Source organism: Candidatus Methylomirabilota bacterium, from assembly GCA_027293415.1.
Classification (GTDB): domain Bacteria; phylum Methylomirabilota; class Methylomirabilia; order Methylomirabilales; family CSP1-5; genus CSP1-5.
Window position 1 is genome coordinate 54,234 of sequence record JAPUFX010000102.1, and the last position, 16,631, is coordinate 70,864.

Annotated in this window: 17 protein-coding genes; 9 read left to right on the forward strand and 8 right to left on the reverse strand. The window is 59.0% G+C overall.

Annotation, left to right across the window (positions count from 1 at the left end; all coding sequences use genetic code 11):
* The first annotated feature begins 45 nt into the window (after positions 1-45).
* Together sucD and ndk are read left to right on the forward strand one after the other, a co-directional pair.
* Positions 46-921, forward strand: a complete 876-nt coding sequence (gene sucD, locus O6929_07715; protein ID MCZ6480273.1) for a succinate--CoA ligase subunit alpha — start codon at positions 46-48, stop codon at positions 919-921.
* 100 nt (positions 922-1,021) lie between these two features.
* On the forward strand, positions 1,022-1,447 hold the full coding sequence (gene ndk / locus O6929_07720) for a nucleoside-diphosphate kinase (GenBank protein MCZ6480274.1): 426 nt from the start codon (positions 1,022-1,024) through the stop codon (positions 1,445-1,447).
* A 182-nt stretch (positions 1,448-1,629) separates the two neighbouring features.
* Here the strand turns inward: ndk and O6929_07725 are convergent, their stop codons facing one another.
* Positions 1,630-2,163, reverse strand: coding sequence for a hypothetical protein (locus tag O6929_07725; GenBank protein ID MCZ6480275.1), 534 nt, complete (start codon positions 2,161-2,163; stop codon positions 1,630-1,632).
* Here O6929_07725 and rpmF point away from each other — a divergent pair.
* The 7 genes from rpmF (at position 2,135) to fabF (ending at position 7,674) form a co-directional block, all read left to right on the forward strand.
* A complete protein-coding gene (rpmF, locus tag O6929_07730; GenBank protein ID MCZ6480276.1) occupies positions 2,135-2,317 on the forward strand; it encodes a 50S ribosomal protein L32 in 183 nt (60 codons plus the stop codon). The two genes, O6929_07725 and rpmF, sit on opposite strands and share 29 nt — an antisense overlap.
* Before the next feature lie 36 nt (positions 2,318-2,353).
* The gene (gene plsX, locus O6929_07735; protein ID MCZ6480277.1) at positions 2,354-3,385 is read left to right on the forward strand and encodes a phosphate acyltransferase PlsX; all 1,032 of its coding nucleotides are present in this window, start codon (positions 2,354-2,356) and stop codon (positions 3,383-3,385) included.
* 8 nt (positions 3,386-3,393) lie between these two features.
* Positions 3,394-4,377 carry a ketoacyl-ACP synthase III gene (locus O6929_07740; protein ID MCZ6480278.1) on the forward strand — a complete coding sequence of 328 codons (984 nt, stop codon included), beginning with the start codon at positions 3,394-3,396 and terminating at the stop codon, positions 4,375-4,377.
* A 62-nt stretch (positions 4,378-4,439) separates the two neighbouring features.
* Positions 4,440-5,381: an ACP S-malonyltransferase gene (gene fabD, locus O6929_07745; protein ID MCZ6480279.1), complete on the forward strand. Its 942-nt coding sequence runs from the start codon at positions 4,440-4,442 to the stop codon at positions 5,379-5,381.
* Positions 5,378-6,118: a 3-oxoacyl-ACP reductase FabG gene (fabG, locus tag O6929_07750; protein MCZ6480280.1), complete on the forward strand. Its 741-nt coding sequence runs from the start codon at positions 5,378-5,380 to the stop codon at positions 6,116-6,118. Before fabD ends, fabG begins: the two co-directional genes overlap by 4 nt.
* A gap of 48 nt (positions 6,119-6,166) precedes the next feature.
* Positions 6,167-6,397: an acyl carrier protein gene (gene acpP, locus O6929_07755; GenBank protein MCZ6480281.1), complete on the forward strand. Its 231-nt coding sequence runs from the start codon at positions 6,167-6,169 to the stop codon at positions 6,395-6,397.
* 26 nt (positions 6,398-6,423) lie between these two features.
* On the forward strand, positions 6,424-7,674 hold the full coding sequence (gene fabF, locus O6929_07760) for a beta-ketoacyl-ACP synthase II (protein ID MCZ6480282.1): 1,251 nt from the start codon (positions 6,424-6,426) through the stop codon (positions 7,672-7,674).
* Positions 7,675-7,846: 172 nt separating this feature from the next.
* On the opposite strand, the gene nusB is transcribed toward fabF, so the two are convergent.
* The 7 genes from nusB to smc all read right to left on the reverse strand — a co-directional run bounded on the left by nusB (position 7,847) and on the right by smc (position 16,492).
* Positions 7,847-8,281, reverse strand: a complete 435-nt coding sequence (gene nusB / locus O6929_07765) for a transcription antitermination factor NusB (GenBank protein ID MCZ6480283.1) — start codon at positions 8,279-8,281, stop codon at positions 7,847-7,849.
* Entirely contained in the window at positions 8,274-8,786 is a 513-nt protein-coding gene (gene ribE / locus O6929_07770; GenBank protein ID MCZ6480284.1) for a 6,7-dimethyl-8-ribityllumazine synthase, read from the reverse strand. Before ribE ends, nusB begins: the two co-directional genes overlap by 8 nt.
* Before the next feature lies 1 nt (position 8,787).
* Positions 8,788-10,014: a bifunctional 3,4-dihydroxy-2-butanone-4-phosphate synthase/GTP cyclohydrolase II gene (locus O6929_07775; GenBank protein MCZ6480285.1), complete on the reverse strand. Its 1,227-nt coding sequence runs from the start codon at positions 10,012-10,014 to the stop codon at positions 8,788-8,790.
* A 33-nt stretch (positions 10,015-10,047) separates the two neighbouring features.
* Positions 10,048-10,698 carry a riboflavin synthase gene (locus tag O6929_07780; GenBank protein ID MCZ6480286.1) on the reverse strand — a complete coding sequence of 217 codons (651 nt, stop codon included), beginning with the start codon at positions 10,696-10,698 and terminating at the stop codon, positions 10,048-10,050.
* Positions 10,699-10,702: 4 nt separating this feature from the next.
* Positions 10,703-11,824, reverse strand: coding sequence for a bifunctional diaminohydroxyphosphoribosylaminopyrimidine deaminase/5-amino-6-(5-phosphoribosylamino)uracil reductase RibD (gene ribD / locus O6929_07785; GenBank protein MCZ6480287.1), 1,122 nt, complete (start codon positions 11,822-11,824; stop codon positions 10,703-10,705).
* A 108-nt stretch (positions 11,825-11,932) separates the two neighbouring features.
* Positions 11,933-12,844 (reverse strand): signal recognition particle-docking protein FtsY, encoded by a 912-nt coding sequence (gene ftsY, locus O6929_07790; GenBank protein MCZ6480288.1) that lies wholly within the window; start codon positions 12,842-12,844, stop codon positions 11,933-11,935.
* An 18-nt stretch (positions 12,845-12,862) separates the two neighbouring features.
* The gene (smc, locus tag O6929_07795; protein ID MCZ6480289.1) at positions 12,863-16,492 is read right to left on the reverse strand and encodes a chromosome segregation protein SMC; all 3,630 of its coding nucleotides are present in this window, start codon (positions 16,490-16,492) and stop codon (positions 12,863-12,865) included.
* Positions 16,493-16,631 lie beyond the last annotated feature (139 nt).

The window sequence follows — 16,631 nt, forward strand, 5'->3', positions numbered from 1 at the left end:
ATTTTCATGAACTCTGAACCTTGAACCCTGAACGGGTCAAGAGCGATGAGCATACTGGTCGATAACAATACACGGCTCGTGGTCCAAGGGATTACGGGAAAAGAAGGAAGCTTCCACGCCCGGGGGTGTCTCGAGTATGGCACGAAGGTAGTGGCGGGGGTGACCCCCGGCAAGGGAGGGGTGATCCACGAGGGAATCCCTGTCTTCAATTCCGTTATCCAAAGCGTGCAGGAGACCGGTGCTAATACCTCCTTGATCTTTGTTCCCCCAGCCTTTGCCGCGGATGCTATTCTCGAGGCAGCTGATGCAGGCATCGCCGTGATCGTGTGCATCACCGAGGGCATTCCCGCCCTGGACATGGTGAAAGTCTCACGATATCTGCAGGGAAAGACCACTCGGCTCGTGGGCCCCAACTGCCCCGGAGTGATCTCTCCAGGCAAGGCCAAGGTGGGGATCATGCCTGGTCACATCCATTTGCCGGGTCCAGTTGGAGTGATATCACGAAGCGGAACCCTCACCTATGAGGCAGTGTGGCAGTTGACCCAGCGAGGGATCGGACAATCCACGTGTGTGGGGGTTGGTGGCGATCAAATTATCGGGACCAACTTTGTAGATTGTCTCCATCTCTTTCGAGATGATCCCCAGACGGAGGCCGTTCTCCTCATAGGGGAGATCGGAGGGACCGCTGAAGAGGAAGCCGCCACCTTCGTCAAGGCACACATCGATAGGACAGTCATCGGGTATGTGGCGGGGATGACGGCCCCGCCGGGCCGCCGCATGGGACATGCCGGTGCCATTATCGCGGGAGGAAAGGGAACGGCCACGGAGAAGATCCACGCTATGGAAGCTGCAGGAATCCGTGTCTGCCGGTCCCCAGCTGAGATGGGGATGATGGTGGAAAAAAGCCTCCAAGGTAGATAGCCAGGAGGAGGCGTCCAGGGAGCTGTGTCGTTGAATTCACGGCGCTCCGAGACAAGGCCACCTGTGTTCCAGGTGGCCTTTGTTCTGAAAGGGGGCAGGCATGGAGCAGACGTTGGCGATTGTAAAACCGGATGCGGTCGACCGCGGGAAGACCGGCGAAATCATCCGCCGTTTCGAGGAGGCAGGGCTCCAGATCTGTGGCCTGAAAATGGTTCGCATGGAAAGACAAGAAGCCGAGCAATTTTATCGTGTCCACCGTGAACGTCCCTTTTTTGAAAGCCTGACTACCTTCATGAGCTCGGGGCCCTCGGTGGTCATGGTCTTGCAGGGAGAAAAATCGATCTCGACCGTGCGTGCTATAATGGGGGCTACAGACCCGGCCCAGGCGTCCCCCGGAACCATTCGGCGGGAATTTGGCACGGGTATTGAGCGAAATGCGATCCACGGGTCTGATTCGCCAGAGTCTGCGACCTTTGAGGTCCCCTACTTCTTCGCGGAGATTGAGATCTTGAGATTCGGGATGTGAGGGTTGCGTTGCTGGCACAGTGGCGGAGCACTGAAGCGTGTGCATCGCATAGAACGCTGTTATGTCGCGGGGTTATCTGGAGATTGTTCAGGTTTTTCCCTTGACATCGCGAGGTACCCTCAGTATAATTCGCCACATTTGTGAGGTGAAACTGGATGTTCGTTGACATCACCCAGATTCCGTCAGAGGGTCTGGAAGTTCAGTTCCGTGAGGCCGAGGATTTTCTTGATCCCTCTGGGGAAAGGGTTCATCCGCTCCGGCCAGTTGAGGCCACGCTGCATTTCTGTCGGTCCTCTACCGGGGTCTCGGTGCGGGGGGAGATCTCGTCGCACCTCGAGCTCCATTGCAGTCGGTGTTTCGAGTTCTTTAGCCTGCCGGTTTCTGAGGGTTTCGAGGTTCGATATCGCGGCCCCCTCGGGGCCAGTGTTGAAGAGGACCATGAACTGGGTCCTGAAGAACTGGATGTAAGCTTCCTCGAAGGGGCACAGATTAATGTCGCGGGGCTCGTCCGGGAGAATGTCCTCCTGGCCCTGCCGGTAAAGCCCTTGTGCCATGAAGGATGCCGGGGGCTCTGCCCCCAATGCGGGAAGAACCTGAACGAGGGGCCCTGCCCTTGTTCCAGTGCCCGCCTTGATCCACGTTGGAGGGAGTTGGAGTCGCTCTTGTAGCAGGCAAGAGGAGAGGATCGTGGGGCTTCCCAAACGTCGCCATTCCAACGCGCGAACCAGGAAACGCAGAGCGCATGATGCTCTTTCTGTGCCCGCGGTGACGGTGTGCCCTCACTGTCGAGAGAGGAAACTCCCCCATCGGGTCTGCCCGAGCTGTGGCACCTACCGGGGCCGTGAGGTCGTCAAGCAGCAAGAGACATAGGGAAGAAGCCGTCAATGCCCGGGACGGCGAGGCGGGATGGATATCAAACCCTTTTGGCTAGCCCACCGCGGTCGAGTGACGATTGCCCTGGACGCCATGGGCGGAGATGGCGGTGTCGCCGTCACCGTGAATGGCGCAGTTGCGGCTGCCCGAGAGTTAAACCTTTCTGTGATCCTCGTCGGGGTTGAGGATGAGATTGCCAGAGAGCTTTCCCGACTTGACACCCGGAAGGTGGACATCCGCATTCGACACGCCCCTGAGGTGGTGGAGATGCGTGAGTCCCCTGCAGTGGCACTCCGGAAAAAGAAGGATTCGTCAATCAGGGTAGGGGTTGACCTCGTCAAGGAGGGGGAAGCCGAGGCTATCGTGAGCGCTGGAAACACCGGGGCGGTCATGGCCACCGCTTTGGTCATTCTGGGGCCCCTGGCCGGTGTGGAACGGCCTGCGATTGCTGCCCAATTGCCCACCCTCGGTGGATACGCCATTCTCGTGGATGCCGGGGCAAACGTGGACAGTAAGCCTCGGCACCTTGTTCAATTTGCCATCATGGGCACGGTCTATGCAAGGAAGGTCCTGGGAAAATCGGATCCGCGGGTCGGCCTGCTCAGCATTGGAGAAGAAGAGACGAAGGGAAACGAGCTCACCAGGGAGGCATTCCGTTCGTTGGAGGATGAGCCTGGAGTAGACTTCATTGGCAACATCGAGGGTGTTGATGTCTTCAACGGAAAAGCCGATGTGGTAGTTTGTGATGGCTTTACTGGAAATGTTGCGCTGAAGATCGGTGAGAGTGCGGCTGAGATGATGCTCACCCTCTTCAAGGAGCAGTTGAATCGCGGCCTGCTCGGGAAGGTGGGCATGTTGCTTCTCCGGTCATCGCTGGAGCGTTTCCACCGACGCATCGATTACACGGAGTACGGCGGCGCCCCGCTCCTCGGTGTGAGCGGGGTTGTTGTCATTGGCCACGGGCGATCGACGGCCAAGGCGATCAAGAACGGGGTTCGCGTAGCGGCGGACTGCGTCAAAAATCGGATGATCGAGAGCATTCGGGAAGGGGTCGCCCACAGCTAGGGGGGGTCATGGAGCGGAGCCGAATTATCGGCACGGGATCAGGGGTACCATCGCGGATCTTGCGGAACGCGGACCTGCAAGGGCTGGTCGAGACCAGTGATGAGTGGGTCACTTCTCGAACAGGGATCTCGGAACGACGGATCTGCAGTCAAGGTGAAGATACGGCTACCCTTGCGGAGACGGCAGCAGTTCAGGCTCTGGAGGCTGCCTCACTCGACCCGATTGATCTAGACCTTATCCTGGTGGCCACCATCACTCCTGCCCTTCTGTTCCCGGCCACGGCGTGTCTCCTTCAGGACCGATTACATGCCCGGCGGGCGGCGGCCCTTGATGTTTCAGCCGCCTGTTCAGGGTTCATCTATGGTCTCGCCATTGCGGATAACTTCATCCGAACCGGGATGTATCGAACCATTCTCCTCGTGGGTTCCGAAACTCTCTCCACCCTCACCGATTGGAGTGACCGGAACACCTGTGTCCTGTTTGGGGATGGAGCAGGGGCAGTCGTTCTCCAGGGCCAAAAGGGGGATGGGGGAGTTCTCTCCACACATTTGTACTCTGACGGAACGCAGTGGGATCTTCTGGTGGCACCGGGGGGCGGATCGCGGTGTCCCGTGACACCCGAGGTCCTCGAGCAACGTCTCAACACGATCAAAATGCCAAACGGCAATGAGGTGTTTCGGATCGCCGTCCGGGCCATGGAGGACGCCTGTATCGCGGCCTTAAAACACAACCGTCTGGAGATCTCGGACGTCGATCTGCTTGTTCCCCACCAGGCCAACAGCCGAATCATTCAGGCGCTCGCCCATCGGCTCTCCCTTCCTCCGGAGAAGGTAGTTACCAACATTGTTCGGTTCGGGAATACATCGGCCGCCTCCGTTCCTCTAGCTCTGGATGAGGCGGTTCGCACCGGAAAGGTTCGTGAAGGGGACCTCATTATCTTAGTGGCATTTGGTGGAGGGCTGACCTGGGGCTCGGCGGTGGTTCGTTGGTAGAAGACCCCTCTCGGTCGACTTGGGAACAAGGGCAGCCCAAGGCACACTGCACGCAAGGGGTAATGGGAGGTAAGACCGCATTCGTTTTTCCGGGTCAGGGGTCCCAGTACGTAGGCATGGGCTGGGACATGGCGCGGAACTTTCCTGCGGCGCACGCTCTCATGGAATCGGGGAGTGAGGTCCTTGGGCTCGATCTGGGGCGTCTTTGCTTTGCGAGCACCGAGGAGGAACTCAGCCTAACGGCCAACACGCAGCCAGCAGTCCTAACGGTAAGCACCATGGTCTTAACCGTTCTCCGTGAGCAAGGAATTCATCCAGACTTTGTGGCTGGGCACAGTCTGGGAGAGTATACGGCTCTCGTCGCTGCGGGGTCGTTAGCCTATTCGGATGCGCTACGGGCGGTCCGGCGCCGTGGAGAACTGATGCAGGAGGCGGTCGCCGTCGGGGCCGGTGCCATGGCTGCCATCATCGGTCTCAGTCCTGATACGGTGGAAGAGATCTGTCGGGACGCTGCCCGGGGCGAAGTCGTTGAGGTGGCGAATTTAAATGCACCGACGCAGACGGTGGTGGCGGGGCATACTGTCGCCGTGAACCGCACGTCCGTGGCCGCCCGAGCCAGGGGAGCAAAGCGGGTCCTTTTCCTACCCGTGAGTGCCCCGTTTCACTCGAGCCTGATGCGGTCCATCGCGAAGGAATTCGCGACCGTATTGGGCGGATTGGACATCCGCGCTCCAAATGTCCCATTCATTGCTGGCCTTGACGCGGAACCCAAGCGGACTGCAGCGCAGGTGACCCAGAGCCTAATCGAACAGCTCGACCATCCCGTCCGATGGGTCGAAGTCATCCGCCGTCTGACTCGGGAGGGTGTGGAAACCTTCATCGAACTCGGGCCAGGAAAGGTCCTCTCGGGGCTGATCAAGCGGATCGATGAAATGGTGCGAGTCTACTACATCGAGGACCGGAAGAGTCTAAAGGAGACCCTCGCCGCAACGGCTAAGGCATGACCCTGCAAGGAAAGGTCGCTGTTGTCACCGGAGGGTCGCGTGGAATCGGCCGAGCGGTGGCTACAGTATTGGCCAGGGAGGGCGCGGTGATCACGCTCTGCGCGCGAGACCGTGTCCTACTCGAGAAAGTTGCAGCAGAGCTTGAGTCTTCGGGAGTTCAAGCTTTGGCGGTTCAGGCTGATGTCACGCGGGCCTCCGAGGTCGAGCAGATGATAGGGGCGTGTGTCGAGCGGTTCGGGCAGGTCGATATCCTGGTGAACAATGCCGGGATCACCCGGGATAATCTCTTGCTCCGGATGAAAGATGAAGAGTGGGATGCGGTGCTGAGCACGAATCTGAAAGGGGTATTCCACTGCACCCGGGCTGTCCTGCGACCTATGATCAAACAGCGGAGTGGGCGGATCATCAATCTCACCTCCGTGGTGGCAGTCATGGGGAATCCCGGCCAGGCCAACTACGTCGCTGCCAAGGCTGGGATCATCGGTCTCACCAAGGCCACCGCCAGGGAGGTGGCCTCGCGGGGCATTACGGCGAACGCCGTGGCCCCTGGATTCATTGAAACGGATATGACACACGCCTTGGATCTTGAGCTTCAGGAGCAGATGCGCTCGCAAATTCCTCTCGGGAGATTCGGAAGACCTGAAGACGTTGCAGAACTCGTGGCGTTTCTTGCCTCGGATCGAGCAGCCTACATTACGGGTCAGGTTATCCATCTGAACGGCGGTCTTTGGATGTGACAAACAGGGGGTGGTCATTTCGCTGGAGGTGAGAAGGTGAGCGGGACCGTGGATGTCGCGGAGAAGGTGAAAAAGATCATCGTCGAACAGCTTGGGGTTGAGGAATCTGAGGTCAAGCCCGATGCCTCCTTTATCGAAGACCTGGGGGCGGACTCCTTGGACACCGTGGAGTTGATCATGGTTCTTGAGGAGGCATTTGAAATTGAGATTCCGGATGAGGATGCGGAGAAGATCGTGCACGTAAAGGATGCCGTGCAGTATATTACGGACCGGACCTGAAGGAGCAGAGTGCTCCAGGAGACACCATGCGGCGAGTCGTGGTGACAGGGTTGGGGGTTGTCTCCCCCATTGGGATTGGGGTCGAATCTTTTTGGTCGCGCCTTTTGAACGGAACCTCTGGCGTCAAGCGAATCACTCGCTTCGACCCGATTGATCATGATTGCCAGATTGCGGCTGAGGTAAAGAACTTTGATCCCCTCACGTGGATCGAGAAGAAAGAAGTCCGGAAAATGGACCTCTTCGCCCAGTACGCGGTGGCAGCGGCCCTCCTCGCCGTTGAGGATGCCCACCTTAAAGTTTCCGATACGAACCGCGATCGAGTCGGGGTCCTGGTTGGGACGGGTATGGGCGGAATCCCGTTGCTGGTCGAGCAGCACGAGGTCCTCTTGAAGAAGGGACCCGGCCGGGTAAGTCCCTTCTTCATTCCCGGTATCATTACCAACATGGCCTCGGGGCGCATCTCGATGCAGGTGGGTGCGAAGGGTCCAAACTCGTGTGTGTCCACGGCCTGCGCCACCGGTAATCACGCCATTGGGGACTCGTTTCGCATCATTCAGCGGGGGGAGGCGGACATCATGCTGGCGGGCGGGAGCGAGGCGGTGATTGCCTCACTCTGCGTGGCCGGATTTAGCGCCTGCAAGGCCCTCTCCACCAGAAATAATGAACCAGAGCGGGCTAGTCGTCCCTTTGATAAGGAACGGGACGGTTTCGTCATGGGTGAGGGGGCGGCGGTACTGATCCTGGAGGCTTTAGAGCATGCCCTGGATCGCGGGGCGACGATATGCGGCGAGGTGACCGGTTACGGGATGAGTGGAGATGCGTATCACGTTACTGCTCCGGCCCCCGAAGGGGAAGGGGCAGTGCAATCCATGCAGCACGCGCTGCACGATGCTGGCCTCCGTCCAGAGGAGGTGGACTACATCAATGCTCATGGAACTTCCACCCCGTACAATGACGCCAATGAGACCTTGGCCATTAAGCGCGTTTTTGGTGATCAGGCGTATCGGATGCCCGTGAGTTCCATCAAGTCAATGATCGGTCATACATTGGGGGCCGCCGGAGCGATTGAGGCGGCAGCCACGATCTTGTCCATAAAGCATGGGGTTGTGCCGCCGACGATCAACTACGAGAACCCCGATCCCGATTGTGACCTGGACTATGTTCCGAATAAAGCCCGGAATTTGACAATCCAGGTTGGCCTAAACAACTCCTTCGGGTTTGGGGGGACGAACGCCACGCTGGTCTTCCGCCGCTACGACGGCAAAGAGAGAGGATAGTCTGTCCTTTCCGGTCCTTGATTGATCCCTCCCTCAATTGTACCGCCTCTTTCTCTTAGGTGTTTTCCGCCGCGCGGCGATTGCCGTGCCTTTGCGTGGCGGTGCCCCTTCCGTAATTACAGCTGTTTTTCGTTCTCTGGCTATTTTTTCGTGGGATGGGTGGATGGAGGGGTTATCGTTCAGCGGGTTCTAAGAGAGGAGGCCGGGTGATGGCACGGATCTTATCCAAGATCCCGTTCACGAACCGGCCGGAGTCCTCGCTGCCATACTGCTTTGCGATCTCGATGGCCTCGTTGAGGATCACCTTTTCGGGAACCTCTTTGCGGAAGATGAACTCATAGGTTGCCAACCGGAGGATGTTGCGCTCGACCAGCGCGATCCGCGAAAAGTGCCAGTGCTCCGTGTATTGAGTGATTAAGGTGTCGATTTCTTCCCGATGCGTGAGGGTTCCCTCAACCAGCTCCCTGGCATAGGTCCCGACCTCTAGCGGCGGGCCACGGTGGTCCGCCCAAAAGAGGTCTAGGACCTCCTCGTGTTTCTCTGGACGAAACTCGCGCTGGTAGAGAATGGTCAGGGCGAGTTCTCGCGCCCGTCGCCGTTTACCCATCTGATCCACTCCACCGGGCCGGATCCTCCTCCTGTTCCTTGTCGAGCTGAGCGAACAGATGGGCCATCTCAATCGCGGCCAGAGCCGCCTCGAATCCCTTGTTCCCCATTTTGGTCCCAGCCCGTTCGATCGCCTGCTCGATGGTGTCGGCCGTGATCACGCCGAAGGTTGTCGGCACACCCGTCTTCAGGGCTGTCGTGGCCACCCCGTTCGCGGCTTCGCCAGCGATGTAATCAAAGTGAGGGGTCGCTCCGCGGATGACGGCCCCCAGGCAGATAACAGCATCGTATCGACGACTCGAAGCCAGACGCTGTGCCGTCACCGGGATCTCAAAGGTGCCCGGAACTTTGACTACGTCGATTTTGTCTGGATCTACCCCGTGACGGATGAGACCGTCGACGGCCCCGTCGAGGAGTTTTGCCGTGATGAACTCGTTGAATCTGCTGAGGACGATGGCAAAAGAAAACCCCTGGCCAGACAGGTGCCCTTCCAAATGTCGCACCATACTATCTCCCTGACCCGTGCGCCTCCGGGATTCGGTCCAGTAGGTGACCGAGTTTCTCCTGTTTCGTTGCCAGATAGCCGCGATTTTCCGGAATGGGGTGGACCTTTAGGGGCACGCGCTCTACGATACGAAGTCCGTACCCCTCAAGCCCCACGATCTTTCGAGGATTGTTCGTGAGGAGGCGCATCTTGCTCACCCCAAGATCGACCAGGACCTGCGCTCCGATCCCGTAGTCGCGGAGATCCGCCTTGAACCCCAACTTCTCGTTGGCCTCCACTGTATCATAGCCTTGGTCTTGCAGTTCATAGGCGCGGAACTTGTCCGCGAGACCGATGCCTCTTCCTTCCTGCCGCATATAGAGGAACACCCCCGTGCCTTCCGCTGCAATCAGTGCGAGGGCACGGTCCATCTGCAACCCGCAATCGCAGCGTAGAGACCCAAACACATCACCGGTCAGACACTCGGAATGGACCCGGACCATCACTTCATCCGCTGGGGTGATATCTCCAAGGGTAAGAGCCAAATGCTGGTCGTTCCCTACCCGATTTTGGTAGAGGAGGGCCCGGAAGGTCCCGTGGAGGGTGGGTACGGTGGAATCTGCTACTCGCCGGACCAGCTTCTCGCGCCGCATGCGGAAAGTAATCAGATCCTTGACGGTGATGATTCGGAGGCCATGAGAGGCAGCGAAGTCCAAGAGCTGGGGGACTCGGGCCATACTCCCGTCTTCGTTCATGATTTCGCAGATCACTCCAGCGGGGTAGAGACCGGCGAGTCGGCTCAGGTCGACGGCCGCTTCGGTCTGGCCCGCCCGGGCGAGAACGCCTCCCTCCTTTGCTCGGAGAGGAAAGACATGGCCCGGTCGCACAAGGTCCTCCGGTCGCGTGTTGGGGTCGAGCAGCGCGCGAATCGTCGTAGCGCGGTCATGAACCGAGACCCCGGTAGTGACGCCTCGTCGAGCCTCCACGGAAATACAAAAAGCGGTCTCGTGGGGAGAGGTATTTTCTGAAACCATCAAAGGGATGTGCAGTTCATCGAGCCGCTGGATGGGGAGGGAAACGCAGATGAGCCCGCGCCCCTCCTTGGCCATAAAGTTAATGGCCTCAGGCGATACCCGATCGGCGGCCATCGTCAGATCCCCCTCGTTTTCTCGGTCCTCGTCATCGACGACAATAATCATCTTTCCGTCTCGAATCCCTTTGACGGCGTCTTCGATGGAGTCAAAGGACATCTGTGCCTCCCGGTGTTGGTCTGTGCACGGTGTCTAGGAGAAACCCTGCTCGAGGAGCAGTTCCGGTCTGAGGGGGGATCGGTCGCGAACTTTTTCCCCGGCAAAAAGGCGTTCGAGGTAGCGACTCAAAAGATCGACTTCCACATTAGCAAGACTCCCAGGCCCTTTCGCCCCGAGGGTCGTCACGGCCGGCGTATGGGGGATGAGGCAGACGGAGAAGCTTTCCTGCGAAACGTCCACGATCGTCAGACTCACCCCATCAATGGCGATCGAGCCTTTGGACGCGATGTACACTGATAGGGAAGGGGGGAAGGCGATCCACATCCATGTAGAGTCACCCAGGGATTCGCACCGGATGACTTGTGCGACACCGTCGACATGTCCGGTGACGAAATGCCCGCCCAGGAAATCTCCTGCCTTCAACGGCAACTCCAGATTGACTCGCTCTTGGGGTTTCAATCCGCCGAGGGTGGTCCGTGTGAGGGTCTCGGGGGAAAGGTCAGTGGTGAAAGTCGTCCCCTCACGAAGGATGACTGTGAGGCAGACGCCGTTGACGGCGATACTCTGTCCCACCGCGAGATCCGCAATCGACGGTCCGCCATGGACCGTGAAGCGGGCACCTTCTCTTTCACCCCGGGTAAGGGCAACGACTCTTCCCTGCTCTCCTACGATGCCGGTAAACATCTCCCTATATCACCCAGGGGGCAACTGGCTCCGTCAGGTAGCCCTCGAGCACGACATCTTGGCCCAGTCGTTCGACTGTGAGCTGTGTGACGTGGAGGGCCTCGACGAGCTTCTCAATCCCGTCTCCTTGCAGCAGGGTGGGGGCTTTTTCCCCTCCAATCAGGACGGGAGACAGCATCACGGTCAGCTTGTCTACGATCCCCGCCTGGAGCGCGGAAGTTGCTAGTCTTCCGCCTCCCTCGATCATCACCGAAGTGATCTTTCGGCGTCCCAGCTCGCCCAACAGGTCGCGGAGGGAAAGGCCCCCGTCGCCGTAGGGTAGTGCCGTCACGTCCGCTCCTGCCTCTTTCAGTCGGCGGAGGCGAGTCGCGGGGACTCGGGGGCCAACCGCGACCAAGGGGGGACGAGACCCACTCCTCAAAAGCTGGGCGGTGAGGGGCAGGCGCCCTCGGCTGTCCAGGACCACCCGCAGGGGATCACGTCCCTCTTGCCCCTCCAAACGGGTGGTGAGCATGGGGTCGTCCCTCAGGACAGTTCCGATGCCTACGGCCACGGCATCCACCGCGTTGCGCATTTCATGGACCCGACGGCGGGCTCCCTCGCCAGTAATCCATTGTGAGTCTCCAGTTCGGGTGGCCAGTTTACCATCCAAGCTCAAGGCAGCCTTAAGGAGGACGAACGGTTTCCTGTTACGAATGTATTTAAAGTAGGCCTCGTTGAGCCGGGTCGCCTCCTCTTGAAGAAGACCGACCTCCACGGATATCCCGGCATCCCGGAGCCTTCTCACGCCTTCCCCTGCCACGAGGGGGTTGGGATCGTAGGTTGCCACCACCACCCTGGTGACCTCTGCCTTGACGAGGGCCTCCGCGCAGGGGGGGGTCTTGCCGTAATGGGCGCACGGCTCCAGCGTGACGTAGCACACCGCTCCCCGGGCGGCTGATCCCGCTGCCTTCAGGGCCACTACCTCCGCATGATCGCCACCGGCATAGGCGTGATAGCCTTCGCCAACGATCACCCCCTGCCGGGTTAGGACCGCCCCAACCATGGGGTTCGGGCTCGTTCGTCCCCTCCCTTGGGCCGCCAGGCTGAGAGCCCGCTCCATGTATTTCTGATTCACAGTAAACACCCTTGTCCTCGCAAAGCCCCTGTTTTTTAAGGGATTACCGCTCACGCTATCACCGGGAATCAAAGGTGTCAAGGTCAATCAGGGTCGTCGGGACAGGCGGGAGGCGAATCAGGCCCCTGTGCTGAGTAACGCCGAGGCAAACGTCGAGGGAGAGAAGGGTTCAAGGTCCTCGATCCCTTCCCCTAGTCCTACGTACGCTACTGGAATCTGAAGTTCGGATACAATCCCGACGACCGCCCCTCCCTTAGCTGTTCCGTCCAGCTTGGTGATGATGAGCCCGGTAATCCCAATCGCTTGGTGGAACCCCCTTGCCTGGGCGGCCGCGTTGAGGCCGGTCGTGGCATCCAACATGAGTAGGGTCTCATGGGGGGCCCCGGGAAGATGTTGGGCGATAACCCTGCGGATCTTTTTGAGCTCCTCCATCAGGTTTTTCTTGGTGTGGAGGCGACCCGCCGTGTCGATGAGCAGAAGATCCATCCCCCGCGCCTGGGCTGCCTGGAGCGCATCGAAAACCACGGCTGCCGCATCGCCGCCTGCCTGATGGGTGATGACATCGGCTCCAACTCTGCTCCCCCAGACCTGGAGCTGTTCGATGGCGGCCGCCCGAAAAGTGTCCGCGCCAGCCAGGAGGACCCGCTTTCCCTGGCGGACTGCCCGAAAAGCAAGCTTGCCGATCGTGGTCGTCTTGCCAACCCCGTTCACCCCGAGAGCCAAAACCACATGGGGATGCCCTTCGGGGATATTCCCATGCGGAACCGAGAGGATCGACGTCACCTGCTGCTCAAGGAGGTGAAGAAGCTCTGTGGGCTCTGTTATCCCGGAGGGAACGGCTTTTATGAGCTGCTGGGTGGCGAACATTCCCAGGTCGGCCGTGATCAGAATCTCCTCGAGTTCCTCCAGCACTTGCGGGTCCACACGCGGCTGCTGAAGAAGCCGTGCGATCCTCTCGAAGAGGATTTCGCGGGTCCTTCGGAGGCCTGTGGTGAGATGGGAGAAAAGGGGAGGGTGCTCTACCATCATCTGAGTGCTCGGCTGCGGTTAGGAAGTGGACGCGCTGACTTTCTGCTCCGCATGTGGCCCGAGCCGAACCGAGATGAGTTTCGAAACCCCCGGCTCCTCCATGGTGATCCCGTAGAGCAGACTCGCCACCTCGATGGTCCGGGGGTGGTGTGTGATGAGGATGAACTGGGAGAGAGAGGCGAGATCGAGAAGGAGGGATACAAAGCGATCCACGTTCTGATCATCCAAAGCAGCATCCACCTCATCCAGGACGACAAAAGGGCTGGGGCGTACGGCCCACAGGGCCATGAGGAGGGAGATGGCACCGAGGGTCTTCTCACCGCCGGAGAGGAGTGAGAGGACGGTAGTTTGCTTTCCAGGGATCCGCACTCGGATTTCCACCCCCGGCTCCTCAGTCTCCTCTCCCTGGCTGAGGACAAGCTCTGCCTCGCCACCGCCGAAGAGACGCTGCCAGAAGCGGTTGAGGTGTTCGTTGATAGCGTTCAGGGTCTGCTCAAAGCGCTGCTTAGTTGTCTGATTAATCTCAGCAATGGTGGCCTTGAGCGAGGTGACAGATGTGCTGAGATCTTCCGCCTGATCTGTCAGAAAACGGTACCGTTCGGAAAGTGCCTCATACTCCTCTAACGCAGCCATGTTGATCGGGCCCATGGTAGCCATTTTCTGGCGGAGCTCTTCTCCTTCCTGCTCGAGCGACTCCGGATCCTGCGATGGATCTTCTGTGTGAGTGAGGTTCTGAAGATCAGCCTCCTCTCTTACTTCTTCCTGTAAGCGTTTCTGGAGGAGCGAACGCTCTGTGTGTATGGTCGCCTGTTTCGTGGCGATCGAGGCTCGCTGCTGCTGCAGGTCGGTGAGATCGCGCCTGGCATTTTTCAAAGCCTCCTCGTGGACAAATAGATCCTGCCGGAGCCGATCCCGCTCATCCTGAAGTACTTGGACCGCCTGAACCTCTTTGACCTCCTGCTGCTGTAGGGCCCCCAGGGACTGCTGGAGGGAGACGATCTCTTCGGCGAGTCGTTCCTCGCGAGACCGCCCCTCCTCCTCCTCATGACGAATTTCTGCCTCTCGCCTCCGTTCTCTGGCCAGATCGGATTCGAGGCGGTCCATGGAGCGGGCTAGGGCTTCTCTCCGTTCCTGAAGGGAGATCGAACGAACTCGAACCTCTGCCACTTCTCGCTGAAGCTCTTGCTGTCTTGCTCGAAGGAGGCTGACCTGGTGGTCTTGGTCGGCCGATTCGGTCTTGAACGTCTTCTCCTGCCGATCCAGCACCTGCAGTTCCTTCTGAACCTCTTCGACCGTACTGGCGAGGTCGCTTATTTCCTGTTCCATCTCCGCTCGCTCAGAATTTAATAACTCCATCTGGCGTCCGAGCCGGGAGGCAACTGTGCGGACCTCGGCTAAAGATCGTTCTACCTCGCGCCGGGCCTCTTCGGCACCTTTGAGGGCTTGCTCCTGCGTACTCAATACCTGGCGGCATTGCGAAAGTGCCTCTTGAAGAGTCGCCCATTCGCCTTCCACCGCATGAAGTTGGTCGGTCACCCGAGCAATCACCGTGGGAAGCTCTTCTAACTCCCTTCTCCGGCTCAGGAGGCTTACGGCGGTAGTTTTTCCACCATGGATGGGACCCCACGAGTTCAGCACGACACCCGATGTCGTCGCCACCCGGACAGGCCGAGGGAGGTTCCGGATGAGGGTTACAGCGGTGGAAAGGTCCTGCACGATCAAGGCATCTCCCAGGAGAGCCTGGAGGAGGGGTCGCAGGGTTGCCGGTGCCTCCACGAGCTGGAGCGCGGGCCCGACGACTCGTTGACTCACCTCGCCGTCGAGAGAGGCAACCGCCCTCTCCAGTGCTTCCTGAAGGCGGGATGCATCTTCACTTTCGGTTAGCCACTCCGTCTGACGGGGCAGCAGGGTCGCCCAGCCATTCCCCTCTTCCTCCAGATAGCGGAGGAGGGAAAGGGCATCGGCGGCGGTCGCGGTGAGGAGCCCCTGTTGGAGATCACCCAAGAGGGCCTCTATAGCCTTCTCCCAGATGGCTTCGACTCGAATATACTTGGAGAGAGGACCTTCAATCACCTGGCAGACTGCTACCTGCTCCGCTTTACCTCTGAGGAGGAACTGCTGTCCTTCGCTCAGTCCTGCAAGGCTCGCCTCGAGTTCCTCAAGAGAGTGAAAGCGACTCTCGAGTCCACTGAGTTCTTCACGGAAAGCCGCCCGTCGTCCGCTCAACACTTCTTGCTGGACATGGAGGCTAGAGAGTTCTTGGGCTGAGGATTCTCGTTCGCTGATCAGGTTCTCGATCTGGCGCTCGATTCCTTGTAAGTGGGCGGTAAGTTCTTGTTCGTGGATTGTTTCGGCGTTTGCCTCTTCGCCACAAGCGGCAAACTGCCGCTCGAGAGTCTCTCTCTCCTGGCAGAGGAGCCTGTGCCGTTCCGTGAGTGAAGCGAAATGGTTTCGCTGGCTCACCAGGTGATCGGTGAGTGCTAGAATATCCTTCTTGTGTCCTGTCAAGGCCTCTTCATTCTGGAGAACCTCTGCCTCCACGCTGGACAAGGCATCGGTCAATCCCTGCGTCTCCTGGAGAGCAGCCTCGAGTTCCGCCTCCGTCAGATCCCGCGTTTCTGCGTCTGCCTTAAGATCCTGAAGCAGACGTTCGAGGCGCTCGGCAAGAGCTGCAAGCTCCTGCCGCCGATCCTCTCCCCGCTGCCTCAAGTTGTGGAGTTGCTCCTCCCGGGACCGTACTTCCGCTTCCTCACGCTGCCGTTGGGCTCGCAGGGTGTAACGTCCTTCCTGACCGGCGGCGATCCGCTTCTCAAGGTCCAGCTCGCGGAGGCGGCCACCCTCCTGGGAGGTCTCCTCTGTAGAGACCCGGAGCTGAGACACCTCCTGGGCTTCGGCCAGCTGCTTTTCCTGATAAATGACAGCGTTGAGATCTTCTTCGAGGCGCCGATCTTCCTTGAGCAAGAGGAGGATCTGGACCTCCTTGAGCCTAAGCACCGTGCGCTGATGCTGCTCTGCCTTTTTCGCCTGGCGGTGCAGCGAATTTCTTTGTCGTTCGATCTCCCGAAGGACGTCCCTGACCCTCAGCAGGTTTTGTTCCGCCGCATCGAGTCGGCTCAGGGCAGTCTTCCGCTTCACCTTGTAGGACATGACCCCTGCCGCCTCCTCGAGAAGGGCCCGACGGTCGGCCGGCTTTGAGGCCAACAGGGAACTGATGGCCCCCTGCTCTATAATGGCGTAAGGTTCCCGCCCGAGACCGGTATCGAGGAAGAGGCTGGTGATGTCTTTGAGGCGACACGGGACTTGATTCAAGAGGTATTCACTTTCGCCAGATCGGTAGAGACGGCGGGTGACGGTTAATTCACTGTAAGGGACCGCCAGCTGGCCGTTAATATCCGACAGGGTGAAGGAAACTTCAGCCATACCCACCGCCTTCCGGTGCGTATTGCCGGCGAAGATCAGATCCTCCATGCGGTCCCCCCGGAGGGCCTTTGGGCTCTGTTCTCCCAATACCCAGCGGATGGCGTCGACAATGTTGCTCTTACCACAGCCGTTGGGTCCTACAAGGGCGGTTATCCCTAATTGGAAATCGATTGTTAGGCGATCGATGAAGGACTTAAACCCGAAAACGGTCAAATTGCTGAGGTACATCAGCCTCCTCTGGGTCCACCGTCCGACGTCTAAACGAAACAGAAGAAAAAGCTTTAGACTTAAGTGGTTGGAACCAGGACTTCAGAATCTTAATTAATTTGTGCCAGCCTAGCGCAGGTATTTCCTCGTGTCAAGAAAA